Source organism: Bacteroidota bacterium, from assembly GCA_018692315.1.
Taxonomy (GTDB): Bacteria; Bacteroidota; Bacteroidia; order Bacteroidales; family JABHKC01; genus JABHKC01.
Map to the genome: position 1 here is coordinate 1 of JABHKC010000143.1, position 7,495 is coordinate 7,495.

The following is a 7,495-nucleotide window of genomic DNA, read 5'->3' on the forward strand; positions in this document are numbered from 1 at the left end:
AATCATTCAAAATAAAATTCGGTAAAATTTAAAATTGAATAAAAAAATTAACTAAAACTCATCAATGTTAATATATTTGAGCATGAAAATTGTAGAAACGTTTATGAAAAAAAAGTTTATGAATTAATCAGGTTAGGTATTTACTCTTAATATATTTTTCAGTTAAAAAAACTGGGTATAAATGTTTTGCCCATCTATTATCTTGACCATAACAAACAGGATTGCGTTCATTGATAATATTTGCACTAATTAAATCAATTTCGTCACTATCTAGTCCGTCATCTTCTTCTTTATCCCAAACTAAAATCTTTTCAATTTTCAAAACTCCATCAAAAGGACTAATTGTTTCTCGTATTCTCAAATACCAAACTGCAAATTTCACATCAGGTATTCTTTCTGTTTCATACATAAAAGCAGGCGTTCTGTGGTGATTTGGCAAATCTGCAATTTTTCGAGAAATATCTTTAACATCTTTTGACAATGATTCGGGATTAAATGCTTTTGAAACTCCAACTACGCTTGCGTAATTTGCTTTTATTGATGAAAGGTTCTTTAAATCTGTTTTGTCCCATTCATATTCGAGAGAACCATCTTTTATAAGAAATGTATTCTTGTTTAGTTTTTTCTTTCTAACCAATTCTGCAACAACATTTTTTTCAAGTTTTATCATTTCATCTTGAATTTTTGCTACTCCTCTGTCCTCATATTTCTGATTGTCTTTTAGTGCAGAATGTGAATAAGAAAGTATCTTTTCAAATTTCAAATCTTGTTTTTCTAATAATTCTTGTTTATTTAATTTTGAAACAAGATTATTAAAGAATAATTTATCACTTGAAGAAACAGCATTAGCATTGCTTGGCAAGCAAATTACTAATGGATTTAATAAACTAAATGCTTTGAAAGTATCAGGATTCTCTCTATAACAAATACCTACTCCGATTTGCCCTGCAATAACAGGGTACAAGCGTTTGTCATAAGCTATATCATCAACTTTATATGTTCTTCTTGAACCATCAAGAAAGTACTTAAATAACGTATTTCCTTGAACCTTCTTTGCTATTGCCTCTATTGATTTTGATGTTTTTAGACTTTTATCTGTTTCCCCACTTTTTTTAACTTTAATTCCTTGTTTATCGTCATATTCAAGTTTTGGCACTTCAACATTCTCAAAACAATACTTATACGATTTATAATTTTTACCGTTCGTCTCTTCTGCTATGTAGTCTAAAATACTTTTCATATTCAGGATATTCTGCTTTGGTTAGTTCAGCGTTGGCAAGAATTTGCTCTTTTGGTTATTTTGTGTTGGTATTTTGTGAGTCGGCAAAAAACCAAATGTGAAATTTGTGCGGTGGCTTTACATTTATCTGTTTTCTTGTAGCAAATTTATAATTCAGTTACGTTTCTGCTGATCAACATCTGTGTAAGAGGAAACTTCCTCTTATTTTTTTATTAGTTGGGTAACTATTATTTCCATTTTCTCGGGAATAAGGTGAATTTTCATTAAATAATGTCATCTATTGGATTTATTAAGTTTATAAAATTATTCTTGCAAATATGTGTATATTTCTGTTGTTTCGATTGGTACATACTCAAATATTGATTGACTTTGCTACACATTAATTAAATGTTAATAATACAATTGCAAAAATAAAAGAATTCTAATAGTCAGCAAACTATTTTTGTCTTTTTTTATTTGCATAAATTTAATTCGGCTCAGGCAAACATGTTGTTCGGGTGCTTCAACCCAGCATAGCGTAGTTTGCATCTGCGCTTTTTATCTCCCCTCAGGTTTTTGCTTGTGTTTTTTTTGTTTTGCAATTTTTTGATTTTTGATTGGAAAATTTTCAATTATCTTGTAGAACTTTTCCATCTGAGTTTCAACTCAAATTACCTTTTGCTTAATGAACCGCTAAGTACGAGACCCCTACTCTTAGTGGCACTTTGGCAGGCTCAGCAGAGCTGTGAGAGCTGCACTGGTGGCTATAATGCTGTCAGTCGCCCCTACCCGATTATGACTCGTTTTTTTATCATTCTAAAAGTATGTTTTTACTGCAAACTCAAATTGTTCAATAAAAACATTTTTAAAATTTGTTATATTATTTTGTTCATAGAATAACAACATTGCTTTTTTGTAATTAACACTATCTACTGTTCGAAATGAAATAGGACAATAATTATAATTAATCAAAATGGCATTGCATACTATCCTGGCAGTTCTTTTGTTTCCATCAACAAATGGTTGAATGTAAGAAATTAATATCAAAGTCAAGAGAGCTTGTTCAAAAATATTTTCTTTTTCATTTATTAATTCACAAACCCTTGATAGAGATTCTTTTATCTGAAATTCATTGTCTAATGGTTTATAATTTGTACCTGAAATCCCGACACGTCTTTTTCTTATATTTCTATCAACAGCAAGTTCTTTTGTTAAAATACTATGAATATCTTCAATCTTTGAGACAGATAACGGAAATAGATAGTCTGGGTTTTCAACAATAAAATCAATAGCATCTTTATGGTTAAGCAACATGATTGCTTCTTCTTTCGTTTTTCCTGCTGCGGTTTCTTTTTCTCTTAATAATCGTTCTGTTTCTAAAAGCGAATAGGTATTTCCTTCTATTTGTGATGATTTCCAACTTAAATCTATTGCTAAACGTTCTAATTCTTTTTTATATTCAAATTCACTCAATTCGGAAATATTTTGGATGTATGTTTTTTGAGATGTGCTTAGTTTTTCTATTTCTTTGTTCGAAAATAAATTTACGTTTGGTAGTATTTCAGTAATTAATGAGAAATTGAAATTTTCGTTAATGTCTCTTTCATCAATTTCTTTTTCGTAATATTTCTCAATTTCAATTTGTTCAAATAGTGTATAGAAAGGAGAAAGTTTATATCTTGTTGCCTTTCCTTTTCCTATTGAAATTATTATTTTTTCTGAAATTATTCTTGAAATTGTCCTTTTTATTGTTGCAAGACTCTTATTTTCGCTTATTCCTTGCAAAATATCATTAGAAGAGCAATTTGGATTTTCTTTTACAAAATTTGTTATCAAATTATCAATATTCATATCATATGATTTAGCTCACAAAAGTACTCAATTCGGCTCAAATATGCAAATAAATGAGCTATATTGTTTCTTTAAATGAGCTACAACATTAGTATATACAGAATATTCCATATATTTCTCTATTATATTTAAGTTTTAATTTCAATCTCATCGAATGGATTTACAATTTCATTAAACTTTGTGCTTGATACATTTGTGTATATTTTCAGTTGTTTAAATTGTTTCATGTTCTAATATTGATTGACTTTGTTATAAATTAGTTTAAATTAAAAATACCATTGCAAAAATATAAGAATTCTGGAAGCTCGCAAACTAATTTTGTCTTTTCCCCTTTATCCCAAACCGGAGAGATATACCATCTGAACATCAACTCAAATTTTCTTTTGCTTAATGAAGCGCTAAGTATGAGAATCGTAGCTTAGTGGCACTTCGGCAGGCTCAGCAGAGCTATGAGAGCTGCACTGGCGGTTATTTGACCGTCAGCCACCTACTCGATTAGCGAATGTCATCTATTTGAAACGATTACAGATATTGTCAATTTGTGAGTGTATTTTATATCTGAGCGAATCATTCCATACATCATGTCCCATTTCATTATAAATATGAATATCCACTTCAAATTCCAGATTTTCAGCTGCCTCTTCGAATCCTCTCACTCCTAAATCAAGAAAATAATTATCATCATTGGCTACATGGATATGAATTTTATCGGAGAGTTTTTTTAAAAGGCCTTCTTCAGCATTTTCAATGATGTATCTTAAATCATACTTCTTCCAGTTTTCCGATACAGTTGTAACTACATATCCGGTTTCTCGGCTAAATACCTGCATGGGTTTTCCATCGTCTCCTCTTTTGCTGAATACTGATTCATAGGAGCCAAATTGTTGGCCTTCTCCATAGAGGATTTCCATTAATATATAATCACGATTTGAAATAATTACTTTTCCATCCTTACGTGCATGGATTTTAGGAGTGCCATCTGTTTTAGAGTAAACATTTGTTTTATGATCATACATATTTCCCATGCTTTCAAAATGCCTGAAATCAATTGGATCTGGTGATGCAGCCCATGCTCCGTCAAAAATGTCAGGATATTTTACCTGCAACCAAAGTGTTGCCCATCCTCCTGAAGATTGTCCAATCAAAAATCGGTGTCTGCCAACTCTGTATTTTTTCTCAAAAGCTGGTATAAATTCGTTAACAAAAGATTTATCTCTGGGACCGTTGTTTTCTGAATTGGCAAATACATGATACCCATATCTACACTGCTGATCCATAAAAACGAAGATTTTTTCTTCTCCAAATCCGGACATGCCATATCGCTTTTGGTTGAAGTCGCCCATAACAATGTGAAAGCGATTGCCTCCCCATCCGGGAAATACATATACTACCGGATATGTCTTTGTTGTGTCCCTATAATAACTTTTAGGTAAAATTACAGCACCTGTAATCTTGCTTGGTGTCCCATAAAAATCAGTAAGAAGTTTGCTTTCTATTTGTATTTCTTTAAGTAAGTCTGTCTCATTAAAAGGATATGGATAAATAGGGTAGTCAATCTTAAAATTAAAAGTTTGTTTTTTACCTTTCTCAATTCTAATTATTTGTTTATCCGAAACCAAATTCCCAGGTGCTAAAAGATTATCTAATGTAGTATCTATGTCAAATAAAACACTTACAGAATAATAACCTTCAAGATCTTCTAATGAATGTAACCATTTTGTTGCTGCTGTATCAATCGTGATTTTATGTCCCGGTATGAAATTTTCAACATCAAGTGCAAAAGCAGGTTGTGGATTTGATGTATTTGGCCAATACAATGCGAGTTGAGTAGTGTCTGAATTCATCAGGACAAATAGTCTGCCACTGAAATTCCTATCGTTTTTGATGTACTTTGAGGTGTCTATATCAATTGTAAAATTTATACCTTGACCGTAAAAGAATGTTGGTAAGCAAGCAAGCAATACAAGGATTTTTATTTTCTTCATTTTGTCATCATTTAGATTATAATATTCGCACCGGGTAGCTTACGCCCCCTAAGAAGCGTGCGTGCAAGTTTCCCGACACACGGCTCAGGCACTTTAAAGGCTTTCCGGCGAAGGGTTACCCGGCTTTTTATTGTTTTAGTACAATTTTTCATTTGCAGCAAATGTAGTAATTTGCTTGCATTTCATAGCAATGTCTTCTCTACATTTTATTCTCTGATAAAAGTATTTATCGAATTCGGGCAGATATGGGTTTGCTTTGCTTTTGATTTTCACATGGTAAATGATTGGAACTATAGTAAGTATAAAAAGACTACAATTGAGAGGCTATATTTCCTTTTCTCAACATTTTCAATTTTCTCGAAGAACTTTTCCATCAGAGCATCAACTCAAATTTCCTTTTGCTTGATGAACCGCTAAGTACGAGACCTGTACGGTTTGTGGTGTGAGAGGTGCACTGGTGGCTATTTTGCCATCAGCCGCCTACTCGATTAGCCTTTCGTTATTCTTCTTTTTCTTCAATTTTAAATGTGATGTCATATTTAGTTTTTAAATAATCAATCATTATTTCTTTTCGCTTATTAATAAATTCAATTGGTTTTTCCCAAATATTATCATCAAAGTCAATTTGGTTATTACTGTTAGTTGGAAACAAAAAGTCATATTCATTAACATATTTACTGCCAACTATTTTTTCTCCTTTTGCATTTGTAGACTTATCAGTAAAAAATAATTTTGGATGTATATTAGTCTTAAAACCATTTATTTCTCCTTTGGTTGGTTGCATATTCCAAACTATGTCAACAGTATTGTCATAATCAGCATTTCGGTTCTTTAATTTTCTTGGAAATACGTGGTCAATTTCAGGATTAAAACGCCCTTTAATGTCAGGTTCAAATTGATAAATTCTTTCAGGTGTAAGTATTTTTAATACAAACCAATTGTAACCTACAAAAGTGTCTTCGTGGATTTCAATATTTCGTTTTTTCTTTTCAGAGATAAAGTCTTCAATTTCTTGTATAGGAAAATCAAATAATTCATTTGTCCCTTTTGACTTTTCAGAAATTAATCTACTGAAATTATCAATGTAACTTTGTAAGTTCCAGTCATTTATTTGTGATTTTATAAAATATGAATTTATACTTTTCAGATTTTGCCCAGAGATATTCTTGAATTTATAGCCTTTACTATATATCTCGTAGAAATAAACCATAATTGGAAGCAATGCTAAATTTCTTGGAATAATTGAGTTGTTATTTATCTTAAACTGTCCCCACAAATAATCAGTAAAGAAAGATTGTAATGGAGTTTCTAATTTATCCCACGTTGTTTTAAAAACATCAATTTCATTTTGTTTTACTTTTTTCGGGTCAATTCTTACACCTTTTTTTACCAGTAAATAAATTAGTTGAAGAATATTGTAAGCATTAAACAAATAACCTTTTCCAGTTGAATTATAAATTTCTTTTGAACAACCTTGAAGTTTTTCTTCAAAGTCATAATGTTCAGATTTGATTTTAGAGAACAATATGTCGGCTAATGACAGAGCCATTCCACCAGTATTTAATCTTTCGAAGATTTCGTTCACTACTTTCTCATTAGAAGTTTTAATTGGAAAATAAGCAAGTGATTTTGTTTCCGTTTTAACAAAAATATCCCAAAGAATATCAATGTTATTTTCAATTAACTCTTCTTCCTTGTCATTAATATTTTCGTTTAATCTTAATATTGACTTTCTGTAAGTTCGTTTTTCTTCATCAGGTTGTTTTGCAAATAGTTCGTTCATTCTGATAAAATTCCATTCAAGGTCTGAATTCTTTTCTGCAAATGAAAAACCAGTTTCTTCGGGGTCATTTCCATTATTTAAATCAAACAGTAAATCATACACAAGAATTTTTCCGTGAAATGTATATTTCAAACAACTATAAAGAGTTTGAATTCGTTGTTGTCCATCATAGATGAGCCATTTGTCAGGTCGTTTATGTAAACCTTTGTCAACTAATTTTGGAATTTCATCAGGTAAGTAGTCTGAGATAAATTCTCTGTATGGTATTTCTTCATTTGTATTCCAAACGATAAGTCCACCAATAGGATAACCTTTCAAAATAGAGTCAAATAATTTACAGATATATATTTCATTTTCATACCTACTACCCCAAACATAAGGTCTTTGTATTGCAGGAAGAAACCATCCATTTGTTCCACAATTTGCATTATTTATCGCTTCTTTTATTGAAATTCCTAAATATGACATTCTAATTTCCTTTTTTATGTTGCTAATTTCTCGTTTTCTTTAATGAAGGCGTAGAGTAGAGCCTGATAGCCTATTCATAATTTTTTTTTTCTACAAAGATAATAAAATTAGTTAGACTATCAGTACCCCCTTCATCAAACCGTACGTGAAGTTTTCCCTCATACGGCTTACCGATAGAGTTCTTCATTG

The 7,495-nt window shown here is 30.9% G+C and carries 4 protein-coding genes; all 4 read right to left on the reverse strand.

What is annotated here, in order from left to right; translation table 11 throughout:
- Positions 1-127: 127 nt before the first annotated feature.
- The 4 genes from HN894_10480 to HN894_10495 all read right to left on the reverse strand — a co-directional run bounded on the left by HN894_10480 (position 128) and on the right by HN894_10495 (position 7,306).
- Positions 128-1,240: a hypothetical protein gene (locus tag HN894_10480; protein ID MBT7143755.1), complete on the reverse strand. Its 1,113-nt coding sequence runs from the start codon at positions 1,238-1,240 to the stop codon at positions 128-130.
- Between the two features lie 795 nt (positions 1,241-2,035).
- The gene (locus HN894_10485; GenBank protein MBT7143756.1) at positions 2,036-3,070 is read right to left on the reverse strand and encodes a Fic family protein; all 1,035 of its coding nucleotides are present in this window, start codon (positions 3,068-3,070) and stop codon (positions 2,036-2,038) included.
- 509 nt (positions 3,071-3,579) lie between these two features.
- The gene (locus HN894_10490; GenBank protein ID MBT7143757.1) at positions 3,580-5,055 is read right to left on the reverse strand and encodes a hypothetical protein; all 1,476 of its coding nucleotides are present in this window, start codon (positions 5,053-5,055) and stop codon (positions 3,580-3,582) included.
- 499 nt (positions 5,056-5,554) lie between these two features.
- On the reverse strand, positions 5,555-7,306 hold the full coding sequence (locus HN894_10495; protein MBT7143758.1) for a DUF262 domain-containing protein: 1,752 nt from the start codon (positions 7,304-7,306) through the stop codon (positions 5,555-5,557).
- Positions 7,307-7,495 lie beyond the last annotated feature (189 nt).

Coding starts and splice junctions, on each gene's coding strand:
- HN894_10480 (MBT7143755.1), bottom strand. CDS start 1,240: ATGAAAAGTATTTTAGACTACATAGCAGAAGAGACGAACGGTAAAAAT.
- HN894_10485 (MBT7143756.1), bottom strand. CDS start 3,070: ATGAATATTGATAATTTGATAACAAATTTTGTAAAAGAAAATCCAAAT.
- HN894_10490 (MBT7143757.1), bottom strand. CDS start 5,055: ATGAAGAAAATAAAAATCCTTGTATTGCTTGCTTGCTTACCAACATTC.
- HN894_10495 (MBT7143758.1), bottom strand. CDS start 7,306: ATGTCATATTTAGGAATTTCAATAAAAGAAGCGATAAATAATGCAAAT.